This is a genomic window from Mycobacterium hubeiense (genome assembly GCF_002838065.1).
GTDB classification, from domain to species: domain Bacteria; phylum Actinomycetota; class Actinomycetes; order Mycobacteriales; family Mycobacteriaceae; genus Mycobacterium; species Mycobacterium hubeiense.
Genome location: NZ_PIZU01000014.1, coordinates 11,679 through 32,763, shown reverse-complemented (window position 1 = coordinate 32,763; position 21,085 = coordinate 11,679). Strand labels below are relative to the sequence as shown.

25 protein-coding genes are annotated in these 21,085 nt (G+C 66.0%); 10 read left to right on the top strand and 15 right to left on the bottom strand.

Going from position 1 to position 21,085, the window contains the following annotated elements:
- Positions 1 to 58: 58 nt before the first annotated feature.
- From CWS39_RS12865 to CWS39_RS12840, 6 genes are all read right to left on the bottom strand, one after another.
- A complete protein-coding gene (locus CWS39_RS12865; RefSeq protein WP_199178100.1) occupies positions 59 to 340 on the bottom strand; it encodes a hypothetical protein in 282 nt (93 codons plus the stop codon).
- Positions 337 to 564: a hypothetical protein gene (locus CWS39_RS12860; protein ID WP_102143312.1), complete on the bottom strand. Its 228-nt coding sequence runs from the start codon at positions 562 to 564 to the stop codon at positions 337 to 339. Before CWS39_RS12860 ends, CWS39_RS12865 begins: the two co-directional genes overlap by 4 nt.
- Positions 565 to 574: 10 nt before the next feature.
- Complete coding sequence (locus CWS39_RS12855) at positions 575 to 871, bottom strand: hypothetical protein (RefSeq protein WP_102143311.1); 297 nt, start codon at positions 869 to 871, stop codon at positions 575 to 577.
- A 30-nt stretch (positions 872 to 901) separates the two neighbouring features.
- Positions 902 to 1,978 carry an NAD(P)H-dependent amine dehydrogenase family protein gene (locus CWS39_RS12850; protein WP_102143310.1) on the bottom strand — a complete coding sequence of 359 codons (1,077 nt, stop codon included), beginning with the start codon at positions 1,976 to 1,978 and terminating at the stop codon, positions 902 to 904.
- 10 nt (positions 1,979 to 1,988) lie between these two features.
- The gene (locus CWS39_RS12845; protein ID WP_102143309.1) at positions 1,989 to 2,780 is read right to left on the bottom strand and encodes an SDR family oxidoreductase; all 792 of its coding nucleotides are present in this window, start codon (positions 2,778 to 2,780) and stop codon (positions 1,989 to 1,991) included.
- A gap of 130 nt (positions 2,781 to 2,910) precedes the next feature.
- Positions 2,911 to 3,264, bottom strand: coding sequence for a thioesterase family protein (locus tag CWS39_RS12840; protein WP_102143308.1), 354 nt, complete (start codon positions 3,262 to 3,264; stop codon positions 2,911 to 2,913).
- Between the two features lie 35 nt (positions 3,265 to 3,299).
- Here CWS39_RS12840 and CWS39_RS12835 point away from each other — a divergent pair, with 35 nt between their 5' ends.
- Positions 3,300 to 3,740 carry a glucose-6-phosphate dehydrogenase gene (locus tag CWS39_RS12835; RefSeq protein ID WP_233213489.1) on the top strand — a complete coding sequence of 147 codons (441 nt, stop codon included), beginning with the start codon at positions 3,300 to 3,302 and terminating at the stop codon, positions 3,738 to 3,740.
- Here the strand turns inward: CWS39_RS12835 and ku are convergent, their stop codons facing one another.
- From ku to CWS39_RS12805, 6 genes are all read right to left on the bottom strand, one after another.
- Positions 3,741 to 4,643 (bottom strand): non-homologous end joining protein Ku, encoded by a 903-nt coding sequence (ku, locus tag CWS39_RS12830; protein WP_102143306.1) that lies wholly within the window; start codon positions 4,641 to 4,643, stop codon positions 3,741 to 3,743. It lies immediately after the preceding gene.
- 52 nt (positions 4,644 to 4,695) lie between these two features.
- Positions 4,696 to 5,124, bottom strand: coding sequence for a TA system VapC family ribonuclease toxin (locus CWS39_RS12825; protein WP_102143305.1), 429 nt, complete (start codon positions 5,122 to 5,124; stop codon positions 4,696 to 4,698).
- Complete coding sequence (locus CWS39_RS12820; RefSeq protein WP_102143304.1) at positions 5,125 to 5,355, bottom strand: ribbon-helix-helix domain-containing protein; 231 nt, start codon at positions 5,353 to 5,355, stop codon at positions 5,125 to 5,127.
- A gap of 118 nt (positions 5,356 to 5,473) precedes the next feature.
- Positions 5,474 to 6,418, bottom strand: a complete 945-nt coding sequence (locus CWS39_RS12815; RefSeq protein WP_102143303.1) for a carbohydrate kinase family protein — start codon at positions 6,416 to 6,418, stop codon at positions 5,474 to 5,476.
- Positions 6,415 to 7,833 (bottom strand): mannitol dehydrogenase family protein, encoded by a 1,419-nt coding sequence (locus tag CWS39_RS12810; RefSeq protein WP_102143302.1) that lies wholly within the window; start codon positions 7,831 to 7,833, stop codon positions 6,415 to 6,417. Before CWS39_RS12810 ends, CWS39_RS12815 begins: the two co-directional genes overlap by 4 nt.
- Positions 7,830 to 8,831: an NAD(P)-dependent alcohol dehydrogenase gene (locus CWS39_RS12805; RefSeq protein ID WP_102143301.1), complete on the bottom strand. Its 1,002-nt coding sequence runs from the start codon at positions 8,829 to 8,831 to the stop codon at positions 7,830 to 7,832. The genes CWS39_RS12810 and CWS39_RS12805 overlap by 4 nt, the downstream gene beginning before the upstream one ends.
- 99 nt (positions 8,832 to 8,930) lie before the next feature.
- Here CWS39_RS12805 and CWS39_RS12800 point away from each other — a divergent pair, with 99 nt between their 5' ends.
- The 5 genes from CWS39_RS12800 to CWS39_RS12780 are packed head-to-tail and all read left to right on the top strand — an operon-like array spanning position 8,931 to position 14,137.
- Positions 8,931 to 9,902, top strand: a complete 972-nt coding sequence (locus tag CWS39_RS12800) for a sugar-binding transcriptional regulator (protein ID WP_102143300.1) — start codon at positions 8,931 to 8,933, stop codon at positions 9,900 to 9,902.
- 7 nt (positions 9,903 to 9,909) lie between these two features.
- Positions 9,910 to 11,247 carry an ABC transporter substrate-binding protein gene (locus CWS39_RS12795; RefSeq protein ID WP_102143390.1) on the top strand — a complete coding sequence of 446 codons (1,338 nt, stop codon included), beginning with the start codon at positions 9,910 to 9,912 and terminating at the stop codon, positions 11,245 to 11,247.
- The gene (locus CWS39_RS12790; RefSeq protein ID WP_102143299.1) at positions 11,244 to 12,197 is read left to right on the top strand and encodes a carbohydrate ABC transporter permease; all 954 of its coding nucleotides are present in this window, start codon (positions 11,244 to 11,246) and stop codon (positions 12,195 to 12,197) included. The genes CWS39_RS12795 and CWS39_RS12790 overlap by 4 nt, the downstream gene beginning before the upstream one ends.
- Positions 12,197 to 13,045, top strand: a complete 849-nt coding sequence (locus tag CWS39_RS12785) for a carbohydrate ABC transporter permease (protein ID WP_102143298.1) — start codon at positions 12,197 to 12,199, stop codon at positions 13,043 to 13,045. Before CWS39_RS12790 ends, CWS39_RS12785 begins: the two co-directional genes overlap by 1 nt.
- Before the next feature lie 12 nt (positions 13,046 to 13,057).
- On the top strand, positions 13,058 to 14,137 hold the full coding sequence (locus CWS39_RS12780) for an ABC transporter ATP-binding protein (protein WP_102143297.1): 1,080 nt from the start codon (positions 13,058 to 13,060) through the stop codon (positions 14,135 to 14,137).
- 73 nt (positions 14,138 to 14,210) lie between these two features.
- On the opposite strand, the gene CWS39_RS12775 is transcribed toward CWS39_RS12780, so the two are convergent.
- On the bottom strand, positions 14,211 to 15,062 hold the full coding sequence (locus tag CWS39_RS12775) for a hypothetical protein (RefSeq protein ID WP_102143389.1): 852 nt from the start codon (positions 15,060 to 15,062) through the stop codon (positions 14,211 to 14,213).
- Positions 15,063 to 15,200: 138 nt separating this feature from the next.
- Positions 15,201 to 15,419 carry a hypothetical protein gene (locus CWS39_RS12770; RefSeq protein ID WP_102143296.1) on the bottom strand — a complete coding sequence of 73 codons (219 nt, stop codon included), beginning with the start codon at positions 15,417 to 15,419 and terminating at the stop codon, positions 15,201 to 15,203.
- A 34-nt stretch (positions 15,420 to 15,453) separates the two neighbouring features.
- Between CWS39_RS12770 and CWS39_RS12765 the strand changes: the two genes are divergently transcribed.
- The 4 genes from CWS39_RS12765 to CWS39_RS12755 all read left to right on the top strand — a co-directional run bounded on the left by CWS39_RS12765 (position 15,454) and on the right by CWS39_RS12755 (position 19,220).
- Positions 15,454 to 17,769 (top strand): ATP-dependent DNA ligase, encoded by a 2,316-nt coding sequence (locus tag CWS39_RS12765; protein ID WP_102143295.1) that lies wholly within the window; start codon positions 15,454 to 15,456, stop codon positions 17,767 to 17,769.
- Positions 17,770 to 17,849: 80 nt separating this feature from the next.
- Positions 17,850 to 18,077 (top strand): hypothetical protein, encoded by a 228-nt coding sequence (locus tag CWS39_RS29550; RefSeq protein ID WP_233213488.1) that lies wholly within the window; start codon positions 17,850 to 17,852, stop codon positions 18,075 to 18,077.
- Positions 18,074 to 18,850: a helix-turn-helix transcriptional regulator gene (locus CWS39_RS12760; RefSeq protein ID WP_233213487.1), complete on the top strand. Its 777-nt coding sequence runs from the start codon at positions 18,074 to 18,076 to the stop codon at positions 18,848 to 18,850. Before CWS39_RS29550 ends, CWS39_RS12760 begins: the two co-directional genes overlap by 4 nt.
- A gap of 1 nt (position 18,851) precedes the next feature.
- A complete protein-coding gene (locus tag CWS39_RS12755; RefSeq protein ID WP_102143294.1) occupies positions 18,852 to 19,220 on the top strand; it encodes a hypothetical protein in 369 nt (122 codons plus the stop codon).
- On the opposite strand, the gene CWS39_RS12750 is transcribed toward CWS39_RS12755, so the two are convergent.
- Complete coding sequence (locus CWS39_RS12750; RefSeq protein ID WP_233213498.1) at positions 19,207 to 21,018, bottom strand: CheR family methyltransferase; 1,812 nt, start codon at positions 21,016 to 21,018, stop codon at positions 19,207 to 19,209. The two genes, CWS39_RS12755 and CWS39_RS12750, sit on opposite strands and share 14 nt — an antisense overlap.
- Between the last annotated feature and the right edge of the window lie 67 nt (positions 21,019 to 21,085).

Below are 21,085 nucleotides of genomic sequence, written 5' to 3'. Positions count from 1 at the left end.
ACTTTCTATCCGGTATCTCGAATAGAAAAGTTAGGGTAGCCGAAACCCAGTCGCGGGGCTAGCGCCGGGGGTGTCGACCGCCTCCGTCGTGGCGGTCTCCGCCGCCGAATTCGATGGTGATGCCAGGCAGGTTGTCGTAACACATGGCGGCGTAGGCCGGGTCGCAGCCGTAGGGCAGCGCCGGACCCGTCTGTATCGGCGAGGTGTTGATCTGCACGTTGCCGGGGCTGCCGCATCGGGTGGTGCCCGCGGCGACTTCGGTGCACTGCGGATCCGCGGACGCGGTCGGCGCGCCGAGGACCGCAGCCACAGCCGCGAGCACCGCAATGAGGACTTTCACCATCCGATACCGAACACAATGCCGCCGAACGGTGTGCCGAACCACGGGTTGTAGTTCATCGCCGGGGGAGAGGTGATGATCTGGGTGCTGCCGTTGGTTTCGCATTGCGTGGTCGTCGGGCCGGTATTGGTGCATTCGGGCACCGCCGCGGCGACGGGCGCAAACAGCATGGCGGTCCCGGCGGCCGCGAAAAGCGGTGTGAGATATCGAGTTGTGCTGCGCATGATGCGCCTCCTAGCGGCGGCCGCCGCCGTGGTATCCACCCGCGCCGCCGAATATCAGTGCGGGACCATAGAATTCGTCATCCCAGGGGTACACGTACGTGGGTTCGGCTGGAGTGGCGTTGATTTGGACGTTGCCCGGCGTCACGCATTCGGTGGTGGAGCCGCCGAGGGCCGCGGCGCCGCCGGTGTCGGTGCACTGGGGCAACGTGGGGTCATTGGGTTGGGCGATGGCCGTGGGCGCCGTCAGGATCGCGGCCGCAACCCCCGCGGCGGCGATCAGCGGTGAGAGATAACGCAGGATCCGCATAGGGCGTGTCCTTCTTCCGGTCCCCCCGCCTTATCCCTTAGCGTACAGCCCTTTTCCGGTGATGAGGGGAAGGTCCAGCGTCGTCCTGATACCCGGCGCCGCGGCCACCACGGCGGGGATGGCGTTGACGACGCGGGCGGCCGTCGCGACCAGTCCGGCGTGGTTGTGATCGCCATTCGGGCTGCTCAGGCACAGGTCCAGGGCGTACGACGGTTCACCGGTCACCTCGACGCGATACGAGCCGCCCTCCTGCGCGGGCTGCGGCCAGTCCGGGCACAGATTGTCGCGCAGCCGGGTGACGTGCTCGAGGACGACGGCGGGCCGGCCGTCGAGCATGCCGCGCACCTCGAATCGCAGACCTGCAGCGCTGCCCTTCGGAATGTGGCCGGCGGCAATGTCGAAGTCCTCGGGCGCCGGCTCGCGGACGTAGGTCTCGGTCACTTCGTCGAGCTGGATGCCCAGGCCCGCTGCGAGCTGGCGCACCACCGAACCCCACGCCAGGCTCAGCACGCCGGGCTGCAGCAGCATCGGGATCTCGTCGAGCGGCTTGCCGAACCCCATCACGTCGAACATCACGGTGGCGCTGTCGTAGGTGGCGTAGTCGACGATCTCCATGCAGCGGATCTGCTCAATGCGTTGGCAGGTGCCCGCAAGGGCAAGCGGCAGAAGGTCATTCGCGAAACCGGGATCGATGCCATTGACAAAAAGGGTCGAACAGCCCGTTTCCGCCGCTTCCTCGATGGGTTTGACGAGCTCCTCCGGCAACACCTGCCACGGGTATTGCAGGAACACCGCGGCGCTGCCGACGACGTTGATGCCGGCGGCCAGCAGGCGCCGGTAGTCCTCGAGCGCTTCAGGCAGCCGATTGTCGGCCATCGCGGTGTAGACGGCGCACTCGGGCTTGGTACCCAGCACCTCGTCGAGATCGTTGGTCGCGGTGACGCCCGTCGAATCCTCAAGTCCGGCAAGCTCTCCCGCGTCCTTGCCGGCCTTTTCCGGCGACGACACCCAGACGGCGGTCAGTTCGTACTGCGGGTCGGTGATGAGCTGGTTCAGCGCGTGACGGCCGACATTGCCGGTGCCGATCGCGGCGACTCGTATGGCCACGGTGTCCTCTCTACAGATCCGGGATGGGCAGGTCGAGGTTCGGGACGGTGAGGCCTCCGTCGACCTCGAGCGTCTTGCCTGTCAGGTAGCTACCCGCAGGTGACGCCAGATAGACTGCGGCAGCGGCGATGTCGGCCGGATCACCGAGTCTTCTTAGGGGCGTTGCCTTTTCCATCGGCTCGCGCAGTTCGTCGTTGGAGGCGACGATGTCCAGCGCCGACGTCAGGATCGAGCCCGGCGCGATGGCGTTGACTCGGATCCGCGGGCACAGGTCCAGCGCGGCCAGTCGCGTGTAGTGGGCGAGCGCGGCCTTGGCGGTGCCGTAGGCGGCGAAGCCGCGCCCGGCCAGTCGGCCCATCGTCGAGGTGATGTTGATGATGCTGCCGGCGCCGGAGTGTTCCAGCATCAGCGGTACGGCCGCGGTCGTCAGCGCGTGGGCGGTGGAGACGTTGAAGGTGAACGCGTCGCGCAGGTCTTTGGTCGAGGTGTTCAACAGCGCGTTGGGCATGGTGCCGCCGACGTTGTTGACGACGACATCTAGTCTCCCGAACGCCTCGACGGCTTCGCTCGCGAGCTTGGCCGTGTCCTCGGGGTGGGCGAGGTCGGCGACGACGATGTGGGCCTTGCGGCCAGTCGCTTTGACCTGCTCGGCCACCTCCTCGAGCTGGGACCGGGTGCGCGACGCAATGACCACGTCTGCACCAACTTCCGCGAATGCCAGCGCCATCGCCGCGCCGAGTCCACGGCCCGCGCCGGTCACGATCGCGACGTGGTCGTCGAGCCGAAATCTGTCAAGGATCACGCGCACCCTCTCTTCCTTGCCCGCGTCACCGTAACAGGCCGAGCTGGAACACGTTCTAGTTTCGGCCCGTGCGGCGCTTAGGTAGAGGATTGAAGCCACTATTTGACCGCAATCCTGCACCTAGCGGCGGCTAGCTCGACCCCTCGAGGAACTGCTGGCGGTCGACGATTGCGCGGTCGATTTCACCGGTTGCGACAAGCTCACCCGCGTCGTCGACGGCCCGGACGTGGAAGGTGAGACGTCGGCCGGTGGGGGCGGGCGCCGCCTCTGCGAAGACGTCGACGGCGCCGCCCACTCGGGTCGCGCGGCGGTGCTCGATGCGCACCGCGGTGCCGACGGTCGTCTGGCCCGGGCCGGCGAAGTGCGCGCCGGCTTGCAGCGTCGCGGCCTCCAGCCAGGCGATCAATCGCGGGGTCGCGAGCACCGGAACGTCGCCGCTGCCGAGGCTCGCGGCGGTATCGGCCTCGGTCACTTCGAAACGCACGACACCAAGCTATCCGGCCGCGCACAATCGAGAATGTGAACGGGTTCTTCGACGAGATCATCGAGCGACACTTCGGGCCCGCGATCGGGGCGTATCCCGCGGCGGGTGGTGAGCTCGTCGAGAGATTGCTTGCCCTGAGCGACCTGGCGGATCGACTGACGCCGAGCCGCCGGGCCGCAGTGGTGTGGGGTCGCACAGAAGCCCGCAACGCCCGCATCACCTCGGAGTTCTTCGTCATCACCCAGCAGGGGCTGGTGTACGGCGCCGGGATGCACCGGCGGCTCTACTACCTGGCCACGCCGCCGGCGCTGTTCGAGAAGTTCGTCGATGAGGTCGACGCCGCACAGCGTGAGGGGACGGTGGTCGCGGTGGACGGCCGGTTGGGTCGAGACCTCGCCGCTGCGCATCCGATGGACGCCGCACTGCGTCACATCCTCGACGAACATCTGGCGCTGAGGGTAGGTCTGCCGGTCTAGCTATTTCTTGGCGGCGGCTTTCTTGGCCGCTTTCTTGGCGGGTGCCTTCTTCGCGGCGGCCTTCTTGGCGGGTGCTTTCTTGGCGGGCTTCTCGCCGTCGGTGTCGCCACCGCCCCGTCGCGCCTTCACACTGGCTTCGAGCTTGGCCAGCAGATCGGAGACGTCTTCGGTTTCGTCGAGCTCGGCGGGTTGCTCCTCGACGGGGAACGCTTCGCCGCCTTCGAGTTTGGCCTGCACCAGCTCGTGCAGCTGCTCCTGATAGTCGTCGTGATAGCGGTCGGGGTTGAAGTCGTCGGTCATCGACTCGACGACCTGACCGGCCATCTTCAGCTCGGCGGGCTTGATCTCAACTTCCTTGTCCAGCACCGGGAAATCAGGATCGCGGATCTCGTCGGGCCACAGCAGGGTGTGGATGACCATCACGTCGCGTTTGGAAAAGTCCTTGACCCGCAAGGCCGCAAGGCGCGTCTTGTTGCGCAGGGCGAAGTGCACGATGGCGACGCGGTCGGTGTCCATCAGCGTTTTGGCCAGCAGCACATAGGATTTTGTGGATTTGCCCTCCGGCTCCAGGAAGTAGCTGCGGTCGTACATCATCGGGTCGATGTCGCTGGCCGGGACGAACTCGAGCACCTCGATTTCGCGGCTGCGTTCCTCCGGCAGCGTGGAGATGTCCTCGTCGGTGATCACCACCATCTGGCCGTCGTCGGATTCGTAGGCCCGGGCGATATCGCGGTATTCGACCACCTCACCGCAGACCTCGCAGACCCGCTTGTAGCGGATGCGCCCGTTGTCCTTGGCATGGACCTGGTGGAACTTGATGTCGTGGTCCTCGGTCGCGCTGTAGACCTTGACCGGCACGTTCACCAGGCCGAAGGCGATCGAACCCTTCCAGATGGATCGCATATGGCCAGTATTCCCTACGGGGAGGGTCGGGTCGCCGCAGTTGGGCGGGCGTTCAGCGCTGGACCGGGTTCAGCCAGCTGATTTCGGTAAAGCGGGCGAAATCGCTGTCAGCGCTCACCATCACCAGCCCGTGCTCTATGCAGAGTGCCGCCAGCACGGCGTCGGAGACCAAGTTGGCCCGCAGGTCGAGGTCTCGTACCAGCCGGCCGAGAACTTCCCGGTGCGCTCGGCCGGGCTGCGGAATCCAGGTGGTGGGCGCGTCGAGCCAGTCGTCGACGAACGACCACGCTTCATGCGCCGTCATCGGCTCGCGGAGGGCACGCGGGTGGGTGGCAATTCGGACGAAGGCCGTCAGCGACGACCAGGGGATGCCGACCCGGCGGTTGCCGTTGAGTGTGCTCTCCAGCCAGGCGTGGGCAGGTTCGTGGAACGGGCTGTCGGTGTCCACTGCGTAGAGCAGCACGTTGGCGTCGATGAGCACTCAGCGTGCCTCGACGCCTTCGAGGTCCTCCAGAGCTGCGGCCACGTTTGAGACATCGATCCGGATGCCCAGCCGCCGGGTGCGCTGGCGGAACGGAGGTGCTTCGGGTCGAGGCATCAGGCCACGGCGGATCAGCTCGTTCACCGCCTGGCTGACGCCGATGCCGAGCTCCTGACGCAGCTGCTCGACGGCCTTGGCGGTGTCATCATCGAACTCGACCGTCGTACGCATGAGTCAAATCTAGCACTTTGATGCGACAGTTTAAGCATCTACATGTCAACATGTGATCTCGTGATCTCGGGGCAGCCGGATCGAGGGTGTCCAACTCCGCGACCCGTACGTTCGACAATCAGCCGCGCGCTGCAGACACCCCCGCCGCCGCCGCGTCACGCGTCGCGCGATCGGGAAGATCCGCGCCGGCGCGCGACACCGTCAGCGCCGATGACAACACCGCCGCCTGGACCACCTGCTCCAATGCGTCCACATTGATCCGCGCCAATGCCGGACGCCGATCCGCGCCCAGCAGGTCCATCGACCACAGCGCATCGATCAACCCGCTCATGAACGCATCGCCCGCGCCGACCGTGTCGACCACCTTCACCGGCTGGGCAGAGACGCGCACCGTGCCGGCCCGGCACATCGCGAATGCGCCTTTGTCGCCCATGGTCACCGCGACGATCGACGGGCCAAGCCCCAGCCACGTGCGCGCGACCTGTTCGGGTCCATGGTGCGGGTCGATCCACCGCAGATCCTCGTCGCTGGCCTTGACGACGTCACACCGTTCGACGAGCCGGTCGATGCGCCCGCGCGCGATGTCGTCGTCCTTGATCAACGCGGTGCGCACATTCGGATCGAACGTGATCGTCGCCGATACGTGATACGCGTCGAGCAGCGCGGCCGCCGCTCGGCAACCCGGCTCCAATACCGACGCGATCGACCCCGTGTGTGCCACCAACGGCGGCGCCACCTCCGGCGTGCCCGCCAATTGCCAGTCGATATCGAACAGGTACTTCGCAGAACCGGAGGCGTCGAGTGTCGCCAGCGCAGTGGGTGTCCGCACGGCACTGGTGCTGCCCGAAACCAGCTGCACCCCAGACTGTTCCACGTAGTCGACGATGCGGCGGCCGCGCTCGTCGGAGCCGATGTGGGTGAGGAAGTCGACGCTGCGGCCCAGCCGCGCCAGTCCGACCGCGACGTTGAGCGGGCTGCCCCCGACGTGCTCGCCGATGATTCGGCCGTCTCGTTCGACGATGTCGATCAATGCCTCGCCGATGACGAGCGCCCGCTGAGTCATGGCACGTCCTCCCGTAACAACCGCTGCAATGTGGCTCGCGCGCCGTCGGTGTGCAACGACTCCAATGCCCACAAGTACGCCTCGACAAACCGCGGATGGCTCGCCAGATCGCCGAATACCGCGGTGTTCTGGATGAACGCCAGCGGGTTCTCGTGCTGGGAGCGGGCCAGCGGCACCAGCATCTGCGCCAGCTGGTCCTGCACGTCGATCGGCCGGCCCTCCTCGTCGACGCCTTCCGCGTAGCGCGCCCAACTCGCCACCGTCGCCGCCGACAGCCGAACCGGCGCCCCGGTCTTGAGGTTCGCCCGCACCACCGGCAGCAGCCACTTGGGGATGCGGTCCGACGAGCCGAAGCACAGCCGCGCGATGGTGTCGCGCACGCCGGGATTCGCAAACCGCTCGATCAATGTCTGTTTGTAGGACGGCAGGTCGATGCCCGGCACCGGCTTGAGCGTCGGCGTCGCCTCGGAATCCATGTACCGTCGCAGAAATTCGGCGATGAGCGGATCGCCGGCCGCCTCGTGCACCAGCCGATAGCCGGCCAGATACGCGAAATAGCACAGGCATTGGTGGCTGGCGTTGAGCAGCCGCAGCTTCATCAGCTCGTACGGTGTCACGTCGTCGACCAGCAGCACGTCGACGTCTTCGAGCGGGGGCCGCCCGTCGGAGAACGAATCCTCCAGCACCCATGACGTGAACGGTTCGGCGACCACCGGCCACGCGTCGGAGATGCCGAAATCGCTTTCCACCGAGGCGATCACGTCGGGCGTGGTCACCGGTGTGATGCGGTCGACCATCGAATTGGGGAACCGGGTGTTCTCGTTGATCCACTCCGCCAGCCCCGGGTGCAACCGCTCGGCATAGGCGGTGACGGCCTGCCGCGCGACCTCACCGTTGCCTTCGATGTTGTCGCACGAGACGATCGTCGGCGACGCGAGCCCGCGGTCCCGTCGCTGCGCCAGCGCCTCGGCGAGCAAGCCGAACACGTTGATGCGGTCCAACCCTTCGATGTCGTAGCCACCCTCGGTGATGGTCAGCGAGACGATCCGGGTGCTCGGCGCGGCCAACAGCTCGATGACCGCGTCGGGATCGTCTGGCGCATAACGGTAGTCGACGATCGAGCCGATCACTCGCGCGTCGCGGCTGCCGTCGGGGTTCTCCAGCACCAACGTGTAGAGCCCGTCCTGGGCGGCCATCACGTCGGCCATCTTGCGGTCCGACGGCATGACACCGACGCCGCAGATGCCCCACTCGGTCGCCAGCCCCTTGTCCAGCAGGCGGTCGATATACATCGCCTGGTGCGCGCGGTGAAATCCGCCGACGCCGAAATGCACGATGCCCACGGTAATTTCGGACCGGTCGTAGGCCGGCTTCGCGATCGGGATCTGGGCCAGTGTGGCGTTGGAGAGCTTCATGACACCGTCACCACCGTCTTGATGCTGCCCGGGGTGCGATCGGAATCGAGCGCTTCGGCGGTCTTCTCCAACGGGAAGTGCGTCGTCACCATCGCATCCAGATCCACCCGCCCGGATTCCACGAGCGCGATCGCCGTCGGCCAGGTGTTCGCGTAGCGGAACACGCCCGTCAACACCAGCTCGCGGTTCTGGATCAATTGCGTTGGCAACTCCATCGATTCGGCACCCGAACCGACCAGGACGATCCGCCCCGCCGGGCGCACTGCCCCGATGCCCGCGACGACGGCGGCCTGCGCGCCCGATGCGTCGATGAAGCAGTCGACGCCGAGATCGCCGATCGGCTGCGAAAGCGGGTCGAGCACCGTCGTCGCCCCGAACGCCAAGGCCTGCTCGCGCCTCGGCTCGGACGGGTCGCTCACCACTATCTCGGTGGCGCCGTAGGCCCGCGCCAGCTGCGCGATCACGATCCCGATCGGCCCAGCGCCGGCGATCAATACCGTTGCACCGCCGTCGATTCCAGCTTTGCGCACCGCGGCGATCCCCACCGACAGCGGCTCACACAGCGCCGCCGCGTCGTCGGACATGGTGTCGGGCACCGGATGTGCGAACGCCGCGCCGATGGTCACGTAGTCGCAGAGCGCCCCGTCGATCGGCGGCGTGGCGTAGAACTCCATGTGCGGGCAGAGGTTGTAGAGGCCGCGGCGGGTCTCGTCGCTGTCGGGGTCGGGCCGCTGCGGTTCGATGGAGACACGTTGGCCGATGCGGTCCGGGTCCACGGCGTCGCCGACGCCGACGATCGTGCCGGCCGCCTCGTGCCCGAGCACCAGTGGCTTTTCGACGACGAAGCTGCCGATGCGGCCCTCGCGATAGTAGTGGGTGTCCGAGCCGCAGACCCCCACCGAGGAGACCCGTATCAGCACGTCACCGGCCCTCGGGGTGTGGATCGGCCGCTGCTGCAACTCGATTCGCCCGGGTTCGGTCAGCACGGCGGCCCGCATCGTGGCGTCCGGCGGGAGTGTTGTGTGCGTCACATTCCCATGCTAACGTGATGAGCATCTACTCGCACCCCTGAGCATTTGCTCACAGAAAGGGCACCGATGGGCACAACGACGTCGAACGGCCAAGTCGCCGGGACGGTCAGTGCCGCCACGCCCGAGGATCTTCGGCTGGCCCTGCGCGCGGCGACGCTCTATTACCTTGACGGCCTGACTCAGGCTGAGATCGCGTCGCGGCTCGGCGTGTCCCGTCCGACGGCGGGACGGCTGGTCGCGCGCGCCAAAGCCCGGGGACTGGTCCGCATCGACGTCGTCGTGCCGCCGGACATGCGCGACGACCTGCACGCCGACGAGGAACGTGAACTCGAGAAGCGCTACGGCCTCACCGAGGCGGTGGTCGCGGGCAATCTGGGTCGGGCGGCCGCCGCGCTTGTGATGCGCCGCCTCGCGCCCAACGACGTGCTCGGCATTACCTGGGGTCCTGAGCAGGCCGCGGTCGCGGCGGCGCTGACGCCGGGGGTGGCCAGTTGCAAGGCGGTGGTCCAACTCGACGGCGCGATGTCGACCGCCGCCTATCAGACGGGCACCGAGTTCATCCTCGGACGATGCGCAGACACGTTGCGGGCCAGCATCATCCGGCTGCCTGCGCCGCTGTATGCCGACGCCGCGACGGTGACGTCCATGCGCAGCGACTCGGTGATTTCCCGGACGCTGGAGGCCGGTCGACGGGCCGACGTGATGCTGTTCGGTGTCGGCGCGGTCTCCACGTCGACCACGCTGTTCGAGGGCAGCTTCCTGGATACCCGGATGATCGACGACCTCATCGCCTTGGGGGCCGTCGGCGAGATCGGCGGCAGGTTCTTCGACGCCGACGGCCGCCCGGTGCACCACGAACTCCAACAGCGCGCGGTTTCGGTGCCGCTGCAAGACATCGCCCGGTGCAAGAAGACGATCCTGATTTCCAGTGGGCCCGCCAAGCACCACGCCACGCTGGCCGCGCTACGGGGCAAGCTCGCCCGACTGCTGGTCTGCGACATCGACTGCGCCCGATGGCTTCTGGCTCAGGACAAGTGAGGTGACGATGAAACTGGTACAGCGATTCTGCGCCGCGGCCGCGGGGGTGATGTTGACGGCGGGCTGTGCCGGCGCCGGCACCTTCGGCGCGACAGAGAACACCGTCACCATCGCGATGGTGTCGAACTCGCAAATGACGGACGCCCGTGACCTGTCCGATCGCTTCGAGGCCGAAAACCCGGGTATCAAGCTGCGATTCATCACGCTGTCGGAGAACCAGGCCCGCGCCAAGATCACCGCATCCACCGCGATGGGCGGCGGCGAGTTCGACGTGGTGATGATCAGCAATTACGAAACCCCGCAATGGGCCGCCAATGGGTGGCTGGTCAACCTCTCCGAGTACGCCCGCCAGACGCCGGGCTACGACGAAGAGGACTTCATTCCGTCGCTGCGGGAGTCCCTGTCATATGAGGGCGATATGTACTCGGTGCCGTTCTACGGCGAATCGTCGTTCCTGATGTACCGCAAGGACTTGTTCGATCGGGCCGGAATCACTATGCCGCGCAACCCAACTTGGCAGCAGGTGGCCGACGCGGCCGCCAAGCTCGACACGCCCGACATGGTGGGCATCTGCCTGCGCGGCAAGCCTGGCTGGGGTGAAGTATTGGCCCCGCTGAACACGGTGATCAATACCTTCGGCGGCCGCTGGTACGACATGGAGTGGAAAGCCCAGCTCAACAGCCCTGAGGTGGCCGACGCGGTGAACTTCTACGTCAACCTGGTCCGCGAACACGGCGAACCAGGCGCTGCCACAGCGGGTTTCCAGGAATGCGCCACGCAGTTCGCCCAGGGCCGCGCCGCGATGTGGTACGACGCCACCTCGGCGGTGTCGGTGCTAGAGGATCCCGCGTCGTCGAATGTGGTGGGCAAGGTCGGCTACGCGATGGCGCCGGTCGTCGAGAAAGAGAACTCAGGCTGGCTCTATACCTGGTCGCTGGGTATCCCCAAGAGCAGTGACAAGAAAGACGCGGCGTGGAAGTTCATTTCGTGGATGACCGACAAGGATTACATCCGGCTGGTCGGTGAGGAACTCGGCTGGGCGCGGGTGCCGCCGGGCAGCCGGCTGTCGACGTATCAGATTCCCGAGTACAAGGAAGCGTCGAAGGCGTTCGGGCAGGTGACACTCGAATCGATCGAGAACGCCGACCCGCTGAAGCCGACCGTAGATCCGGTGCCCTACACCGGGATTCAGTTCTTGGCCATCCCTGAGTTCCAGGACCTGGGAACACGGGTCAGCCAGCAGATCAGCGCTGCCGTCGCCGGCCAGAAGTCGGTCGCCGACGCGCTGGAGCAATCGCAGCAGTACGCCGAGGTCGTCGGCAGGACGTACCGGGAGACGCCATGACCACCACCGCCCCTGCGGTCGTCGAGACCGAAGCCGAACACGTCGCACGCATCAAGAAGGCGCAAGACCAGGGAGTGTCACGGGCGGAGGCGTGGCGGCGACGCGGCCCGCTGCTGCCGGCGCTGATCTTCATGATCGTCGTCACCCAAATCCCGTTCCTATTCACGCTGTACTACTCGCTGCTGTCGTGGAACCTGGTTCGGCCGGGGTCGCGGCGGTTCATCGGCTTCCAGAACTACGTCGATGTGGTCGGCGACAGCACGTTCTGGCAGGTCGCCATCAACACCGTCATCATCATCGTCGGCACGGTGCTGATCGCGGCGCTGCTGGGGCTGCTGCTGGCGCTGCTGCTCGATCGGGTGTTCCTCGGTCGCGGCGTGGTGCGCACGCTGCTGATCACCCCGTTCCTCGTCACACCCGTTGCGGGAGCGCTGATGTGGAAGACCGCGATGCTCGATCCGGTGTTCGGCGTGGTGAACTGGGTGCTGCCCGGCGAGGGCATCGACTGGGTGAGCCGCTTCCCGCTCGCGTCGGTGATGGTCGCACTGATATGGCAGTGGACACCGTTCATGATGCTGTTGATTCTCGCCGGCCTCCAGTCGATGCCTCGCGACATCCTGGAGGCCGGCCGAGTCGACGGGGCGGGCCCGTTCCAGCTGTTCCGTGAACTGACGCTGCCGCACCTGAGGCGGTTCATCGAACTCGGTGTGGTGCTCGGTGCCATCTACCTGGTCAACACGTTCGACCAGATCTACATGATGACCCAGGGCGGGCCGGGCACCGCGAGCTCGAACCTGCCGTTCTACATCTACCAACGGGCGTTCCTTGGCTTCGACATCGGCCAGGCGGCCGCGATGGGCGTGATCGTGGTGATCTTCACCATCATCATCGCCACCTTCGCGCTGCGGTTGATCTTCAAGACGTTCACCGGCAAACAAGAGGCATCCTGATGACTACTACTGCTACCACCGCCGTCAAGCCAAAGGTCAAGCGCCGCAGGTTCGATCCGTGGGGTGCGGTGGCGTGGATCGTCGGGCTCGGGTTCTTCTTTCCGGTGTTCTGGATGGTGCTCACCGCGTTCAAGCAGGAAGTCGACGCGTATACGACGACACCCAAGCTGTTCTTCGTGCCCACTCTCGACGAGTTCAAGGCAGTATTCGACCAGGGTGTCGGCACTGCGCTGCTGAATTCGCTGTTCGCGACGACGGTTTCGACCATCCTGGTATTGCTGCTCGGCGTCCCGGCGGCGTTCGCATTGTCGCTGCGGCCGGTGCGCAAGACGCAGGACGCGCTGTTCTTCTTCATCAGCACCAAGATGCTTCCGATCGTCGCCGCGATCATCCCGCTCTATGTGATCGTCTCGAATATCGGTCTGCTGGACAACATCTGGGCGCTGGTGATCCTGTACACCGCGATGAATCTGCCCATCGCGGTGTGGATGATGCGGTCGTTCTTCCTCGAGGTGCCCGGTGAGCTGCTGGAGGCGGCGGCGCTGGACGGCGCCAGCACATGGCGCTCGGTGCGCGAAGTCATTCTGCCGCTGGTGTCCCCGGGTATCGCGGCCACCGCGTTGATCTGCGTCATCTTCGCGTGGAACGAGTTCTTCTTCGCGGTCAGCCTGACCGCCGTTCAGGCGCAGACGATTCCGGTGTTCCTCGTCGGCTTCATCGCCGGCCAGGGCCTGTACTGGGCCAAGCTGTGCGCGGCGGCGACGATGGCCGCGCTGCCGGTTGTTCTCGCGGGCTGGATAGCGCAGAACAAGCTGGTTCGTGGACTGTCCTTCGGCGCCATCAAGTAAGGAGAATCACCAATGGCGACAATCACTTACCGCAGCGCCTCGTGCATCTACGAGGGCTCTGACAAGCTGGCGGTCGATTCGCTGAATCTCGATATCGCCGACGGTGAGTTCGTGGTGCTGGTGGGCCCGTCCGGGTCCGGTAAGAGCACGGCGCTGCGGATGCTGGCGGGCCTCGAGGACATCGACGAGGGCACGATCGAGATCGGCGGCCGCGACATGCGCGGTGTGCCGTCGAAGGACCGCGACATCGCGATGGTGTTCCAGAACTACGCGCTGTACCCGAACAAGACCGTCGCCGAGAACATGGGGTTCGCGTTGAAGCTGCGCGGGGTGCCGCGTGACGAGCGGCGGCGCAAGGTCGAAGAAGCCGCCAAACTGCTTGACCTGACGGACTTTCTGGACCGCAAACCCGCGAAACTGTCCGGCGGGCAGCGCCAGCGCGTCGCGATGGGCCGCGCGATCGTGCGCGAGCCGCAGGTGTTCTGCATGGACGAGCCGCTGTCCAACCTCGACGCCAAGCTGCGGGTGCAGACCCGCACGCAGATCGCCGCTTTGCAACGGAGGCTGGGCACCACCACCGTCTATGTCACCCACGATCAGGTGGAGGCGATGACGATGGGCGATCGCGTCGCGGTGCTGCGCAACGGCAAACTGCAGCAATTCGCCTCGCCCGCAGAGCTTTACGACAAGCCGGCCAACGCGTTTGTCGCCGGGTTCATCGGCTCGCCGGCGATGAATTTGTTGACGGCGCCGATCACGGCGCAGGGTGTGCGCATCGGCGACGACTCGACGCTGGAGCTCGAGCGCGACCAGATGACGTTGCTGCACGACGCCGGGCTCGAGCAGGTCACTGTCGGGGTACGGCCGGAGCATTTGCAGGTCTCCGACAGCGGCGGCATCGACGTCGTCGTCGACCTTGTCGAGGACCTGGGCAGCGAAACCTACGTGTATACCCATGCGGGACCGGGTGTGCAGCTGGTCGCCCGCTCGCTATCGCGGGCGCCCGCGCGTCTCGCCGACACCATCGAGCTGCGCAAGATCCCCGAGGGCGTGGTGCATCTCTTCCACCCGGAAACGGGCGAACGCCTCTAGTCCTTCGCCGCGAGATTGCATGTAGGCAGGGAAAGTGCGAGTAGAGGCCTGCCGGAATGCAATTTCGCGGCGCTCACGGTTTCCAGCCGCGAGCAATCAGCGCTGAGCGGGCCAGCGCGATCACCGCGGGATCGCGGTCTTCTTTGATTACTCGGTCAACGTCCCAGCCAAGACGTGCGAGCTTTCGCATGACTCGCACATCTTTTACATATTGGGGGCGATCGGTGCGATGTTGATCGCCGTCGTATTCGGAGGCGACCATAAAGTCTTCCCAGCCCATATCCAGGATGCGCACCAACCAGCCGTTCTCGTCGTAGACGGGGATCTGCGTTGTCGGTCTGGGCAATCCTGCGTCGATGTATAGCAATCGCAGTCGCGTTTCCGGTGGCGACGCGGCACCGCCGTCCACGAGCGGCAGTCGCGCCCGCAGTTGCTTCACGCCACGCGCACCCTCATAGCGCTTGCCGAGTAATAGCACGTCCTCGATCGAATATGGGTTGGCGTTCATGAGTGCGTCGAGGCGGGCGATCGCCCGACCCCTTGGCAAGTGGCGGCCGAGGTCGAAGGCGGTGCGGGCCAGTGTGGTCACCGGAAGTTCGCCGACCCATGTCACCTCATCGTCGGCAATGCGCTCGTTGCGGGTCACGACGCCACGCGGAGGACGGCCGCAGTTGAAGATCATTTCGATCGGCACATCGCCGTCGACCCATCGGGCACCATGCAACGCCGACGCGGCCGCGCCAGTGATGATGCCTTCGCGGTTCGACCACAACCATGCGCCGAGCGTTCTATCTCGCAGCGTCAACTCTTTGCCCCGCGGCGCGTGAACATTCGGAAGCAGCGGGCGGTACCAGCGCTGTAGCTCGTGTTTCGTGACGACACCCTGGGCGATTGCCTCGGAGCCGATGATGATGATCTCCCCCATGGCCAGATAGTGCTCGGCGACACCGACAAGCACCGACAAGCACCGACAAGCACCGACAAGCACCGCGAGATTGCGTGCAGGCAGCGAAAGTGCGAGTAGAGACCTGCCGGAATGCAATTTCGCGACGAATTAGACGAATTAAGTGACGGGCTCGTTGGCGGGGTCGAGGCCGCTGGGCAGGTCCGGATCGAGGCCCGACCCGTGCGTGAACACCTGATGCGCCATCTCACGGCAGTTGTGGTCCATCGGTGTCTGATCGCCAGAGCAATACGGCACGAGGTCTTGCGGATCGGCAGCGGCGGGTGGGGCGCCGAAAAGCGACACGGCCACCACCCCACACGCCGCAATTCGCCTCATTAACCCACCGTAGCAGCGGGTATACGTTTGAACCGTGGATCGTTGCGGCCGGGTGCGGTTGACCAACCCCGACAAGGTGCTGTACCCGGCGACGGGCGGACGGCCAAAGGCCGTCACAAAAGCACAAGTTTTCGAGTACTACGTCACCATCGCCGAGGTGATGCTCCCGCACATCGCAGGCCGCGCGGCCACCCGCAAGCGCTGGCCCAACGGCGTCGAAGAGTCGTCGTTCTTCGAAAAGCAGCTCGCCAGCTCCGCCCCCGATTGGCTCAACCGCGCCAGCGTCTCTCACCGCGAAGGCACCACGACCTATCCCATCATCGACACCCAGGAGGGCCTGGCCTGGATCGCCCAGCAAGCCGCGCTGGAAGTGCACGTCCCGCAGTGGCGCTTCATCGACCAGAAACCGGGCCCCGCCACCCGCATCGTGTTCGACCTCGACCCCGGCGAGGGCGTCACGATGCCCCAACTCTGCAAGGTGGCGAGCGAGGTCCGCGATCTGATGTCTGACATCGGATTGACGACGCACCCGCTCACCAGCGGCAGCAAGGGCCTGCACCTCTACGCCCCGCTGGCGAACCCGATCAGCTCTAAAGGCGCCGTCACCCTCGCAAAACGCGTTGCACAGCAACTGGAATCGATGATGCCCAAGCTCGTCACTGCGACGATGACCAAGAGCCTGCGCAAGGGCAAGGTGTTCTTGGACTGGAGCCAGAACAACGCGTCGAAGACCACCATCGCACCGTATTCGCTTCGCGGGCGCGAACATCCGACCGTCGCAGCGCCCCGCACCTGGGACGAAATCGACGACCCCGAGCTGCGGCATCTGAACTTCGACGAAGTCCTCGACCGCGTCGAGAAAGATGGTGACCTATTGGCGGAGCTCGATGCCGACGTACCGGTCGATGACAAGCTGACCAAGTACCGCAGCATGCGCGACGCCAGCAAGACGCCCGAGCCGGTCCCGAAAACGCCTCCGAAAACAGGCAACAACGACCGGTTCGTCATCCAGGAGCACCACGCCCGTCGCCTCCACTACGACCTGCGCCTGGAGCGCGACGGCGTGCTGGTGAGCTGGGCGGTGCCCAAGAATCTGCCCGAGACCCCGTCGGTCAACCATCTCGCCGTGCACACCGAGGATCATCCGTTGGAGTACTTGACGTTTCACGGCACCATCCCGCAGGGGGAGTACGGCGCCGGCACGATGGTCGTCTGGGACACCGGCACCTACGAGACCGAGAAATTCAACGATGTACCCCCCGACGCCGAGGGCAACGGCAACAAGGGCGAGGTGATCGTCACATTGCACGGCAAGAAGATCGACGGCCGCTATGCGCTGATCCAGACCGACGGCAAGAACTGGCTGGCGCACCGGATGAAGGAGCAAACGCAACCCCGGAGCCGCCACGGCGGCGACATTGGGCCGAAGCCAGGCGATTTCGCGCCGATGCTGGCCACGGAGGGCTCGATCGAGAAGTTCAAGGCCAGCGAATGGGCGTTCGAGGGCAAGTGGGACGGCTACCGCCTGCTGGTCGACGCCGACCACGGCAAGCTGTGCTTGCAGTCACGCAGCGGCCGTGACGTCACCCACGAGTACCCGCAACTGATGGCACTGGCCGCCGATCTTGCCGACCACCACGTCGTGCTCGACGGTGAGGCGGTGGCGCTCGACGAGTCCGGCGTGCCGAGCTTCGGTGAAATGCAGAACCGGGCGCGCTCCACCCGCGTCGAGTTCTGGGCATTCGACATCCTGCGGCTCGACGGTCGCTGGCTTTTGAAGGCGAAGTACCGCGACCGTCGGAAATTACTGGAAACCCTCGCGGAGGGTGGCGGACTCATCGTCCCCGATTTGCTGCCCGGCGACGGGCAGGAGGCGTTGGAGTACGCCCGCAAGCACCGCTGGGAAGGTGTGGTCGCCAAGAAGTGGGATTCCACTTACCAGCCGGGCCGACGGTCGTCGTCGTGGATCAAGGACAAGATCTGGAACACCCAGGAAGTGGTGATCGGCGGATGGCGTGAAGGCACGGGCGGGCGCACCAGCGGCATCGGCGCGTTGATGCTCGGCATCCCTGACGAGGGCGGTCTGCAGTTCGTCGGACGCGTCGGCACCGGGTTCACGGAGAAGGAGCTCGCCAAACTCAAGCGCATTCTCAAACCCCTGCACACCGACGAATCCCCTTTCAACACAAGGCTTCCCACGCAGGACGCCAAGGGCGTGACGTTCGTGAAGCCCGAGCTGGTCGGCGAAGTCCGCTACAGCGAACGCACCACTGACAATCGACTACGCCAACCCAGTTGGCGCGGTCTGCGCCCGGACAAGTCGCCCGACGAGGTCCGCTGGGAGTCGTAACGCCACCAGGAGTGCAATTTCGCTGATGCGCAGCTTCCGCAAAGGACTTCGCGAGTAGGGTTAAGGCCACCTGCTACGAGGTGATCACGATCGGTACCACGGCGACATATCTCGAGCGGCCCGTCCGCTCGCACGTGGAGCTGTGCGACCCGGACGCGGTGTGCGAGTTCCTGGAGTCCACATACGGCGCCCGCCTGCATCTGTCCCTCAAGGGCGTGGCGCGCCGCCGCGACAAGCCGTTGCTCACCCACACCCGCACCGATGCCGGCCCGTTCGCCATCGACCAGGTGCAGATCCCGGCGAATTGAGGGCCTCACCCGATCCGCTCAACAAGGTCATCGCGGTCTGGGCCAAGGGCGGACGCCTGGCCGGCAGCTGCGACGGCATCGAGGCGCACGCACGCCCCGGCGACGTCTCGCTGGTCACCCAGCCCGATCTCCCGCACGACGTGCAGGCCCGCGATCTCTCGGTCACCTCGGTGGTGATGGACCCCGGGCTTGTCGCCAGCGTCGCCACCGGAACGCCCGACAGCGATGCCAAGCCCATCCGGTTCTTCCGCTTCGAGCCCGTCGACACGGCGGCGGGCCGGTTGTGGCAGGACACCGTGCGCTACGTCCACAACAGCGTGTTGGTTGACGACGACCTGGTGAATTCGCTGGTTCTCGGGCATGCCGGGCGCCTACTGGCCGCCGTGACGCTGACGGCGTTCCCGAACTCGGCGATGACGGAGCCGACGTCGCTCGACGCCACCGACACCCACCCGGCGTTGCTGCGCCGCGCCGTCGAATACATGGAAGCCAACGTCGCCAACGACATTGGGCTGGCCGACATCGCGCAGGCCGTGCACGTCACCCCGCGTGCGGTGCAGTACATGTTCCGCCGCCACCTCGACGTGACGCCGCTGCAATATCTGCGGCGCCAGCGCCTGGAGTACGCCCGCCGGGATCTGCTGAACGCCGACCGGGCACGCGAGACCGTCACCGACATCGCCGCCCGGTGGGGCTTCCTGCACACCGGCCGGTTTGCCGTGATGTACCGCCAAGCCTTCGGAGAAAGCCCCCACGCCACACTGCGGCGTTGACATGAGTACACCAGAACGTCCCACCAGCTCGCCCGCCGCGCGGGCGGAACTGGCCCGCGCACGCGCCGACGAACTTGCCGACCGCCTCGACGAGATGGCCCGCGGCGTGCGGTCCTCCGCCGAATCCGCTGAGCGGGCCCAACGCCGCGCGGGGGAGGCGCTCGCGCGGGCCAAGCGCGCGCACCGGGCCTCCGCCGACCGCCACACCGAGGCCGGCGCCGCCCATCTGCGCGCCGCCGCGGCGCATGAAGAGGCCGCGATCCGTGAAGGCGACGACGGCGGCAACGCCCACCAAGACGCCGCGGAACAGCATCGCGACGCCGCTCACCGCCACGACGGCTGGGCGGCCGACCAGCTCAAGCAGGGCTAGCGCCGTCGGGCGCGACCTCCATCAACAGCAGCGCGCCCTGCACCGAATCCGGCGACCGGAACGCCGAACACCTGACCCGCACCCGGGCCGCACGCCCGCGGCGGGTGACCGCGTCGAGGGTCGTCACCGCGCTGGTGTCGGGTTCCACAAACGCGCGCCCGATCAAGGGCTTGACCTCGTCGACGGGCAGACCGATATCCAACGCCGTCAGGGCGGTGCCGGTGGTCTCCTCGGCACGCAAACCCCACAGCTCTTCACAGCCGCGGTTCCACAGCACCACCCGCATCTCCCGGTCCACCACCGCCAGCCCGACGTGCAGCGAGTTGACCAGCGACCCGAGGAACGCGCGGGCCTCGTCGAGTTCGATGCTGCGGTCCCGCACCGCCTCGTTGATGGTCTGCAATTCGTCGTTGGTGGACTGCAGCTCCTCGTTCATCGTCTCGAGTTCTTCGTTGGTGGACTGGAGTTCCTCGTTGGTGGTCTCCAGCTCCTCCACCGTCGACTGCAGTTCCTCGTTGGTGGTTTCGAGCTCTTCGTTGGTGGACTGCAATTCCTCGTAGGCGGCCTCGAGCTGGCGATTGGTCTGAACGACCTTCTCCACCAACGCCTTCGTGGCCGTCACGTCGAAGAACACGACCGATACCCCGAGCAGCCCGTTCTCGGCGTCGACCAGCGGATTGATGTGCACCTCGAACCAGACCGCGTCCAGGCCGGGCCGCTGCCAGTGGACGTCCTGGATCATCGCCGCGCGGCGTTCGACCTTCGCCTGCTCGAGGTAGGCGCGCAGCTCGACCGGCCGGAACGACACCTCCAGATCACGCAACAGCCGGCCGATGTCACGCGCCGACAGCCCAAAGGTGAGTTCGGCCTGCTGATTGATCATCGCGACGGTGTCCTCGCCCGTCACCACGATCTGGGCGACGGGGCTGGCGCGAAACGCCAACTCGCGCAGCGCATCCATGGCGGGCAAGTCGCCGTGCCGGTCGGCCATCGCCGCCGCGGCGTCGAATCCGCCCATCCCGGCGTGCGAGCCCGCGGCCTTGCGGAACACCCGGTGCTTGAGGTCTATCGGCGTGAAACGGTCGGAGTGGCTCAGCAGCATCTCGGCGTGGCCGAGGAACAGGATGCCGTGTGGTGCGAGGGCAAAATGCAAGCGGCCCAACACTGTTCGCTGTGTCTCGGCGTTCAGGTACATCAACGTGTTGCGGCAGGCCAGTAGGTCCACCCGCGATATCGGTGCGTCTTTCACCAGATCGTTGCGGCCGAAAATGACCGCCCGCCGCAGGTCTTTGCGAAACACGTACCGGCCGTTGGCGGCGTCGAAGTACTTCGAGAGCAGATCCGGCGGAACAGATTCGACGGCTTTGGCGTCATAGGTGGCGGCGCGCGCCTCGGTCAGTGCGTCCTCGTCGACGTCGGTGGCGTAGATCTTGACCCGTTGCCGGAAGTCTTCGGGCCCCAGCACCTCGGCCATCGCCATCGCCAGCGAATACGCCTCCTGCCCGGACGCGCAGCCGGCGCTCCACACCCGGATCGGATCGGTCGGCGCGCGAGCGGCGAGCAGCGACGGCAGCACCTCGTCGCGGAGGAAGTCCCACGACTCCGGATCCCGGAAGAACGCCGTGACGTTGATCAAGATCGTGTTGAACAGGGCGGCGAACTCGTCGGAACTGGCCTGCAGCACATCGAGATACTGCTCGTAGGTGTGGTAACCGCCCTGGTCCATCCGGTGGCGCACCCGCCGCATCAGCGAAGTGCGCTTGTAGCCGGTGAAATCGAAGCCACGCGAATCCCGCATATAGCGCAGTAGGGCTTCGAATGATTCGTCCGTCTCGTTCAAACCGTGTCCGTCCGCCTCGTCTCGA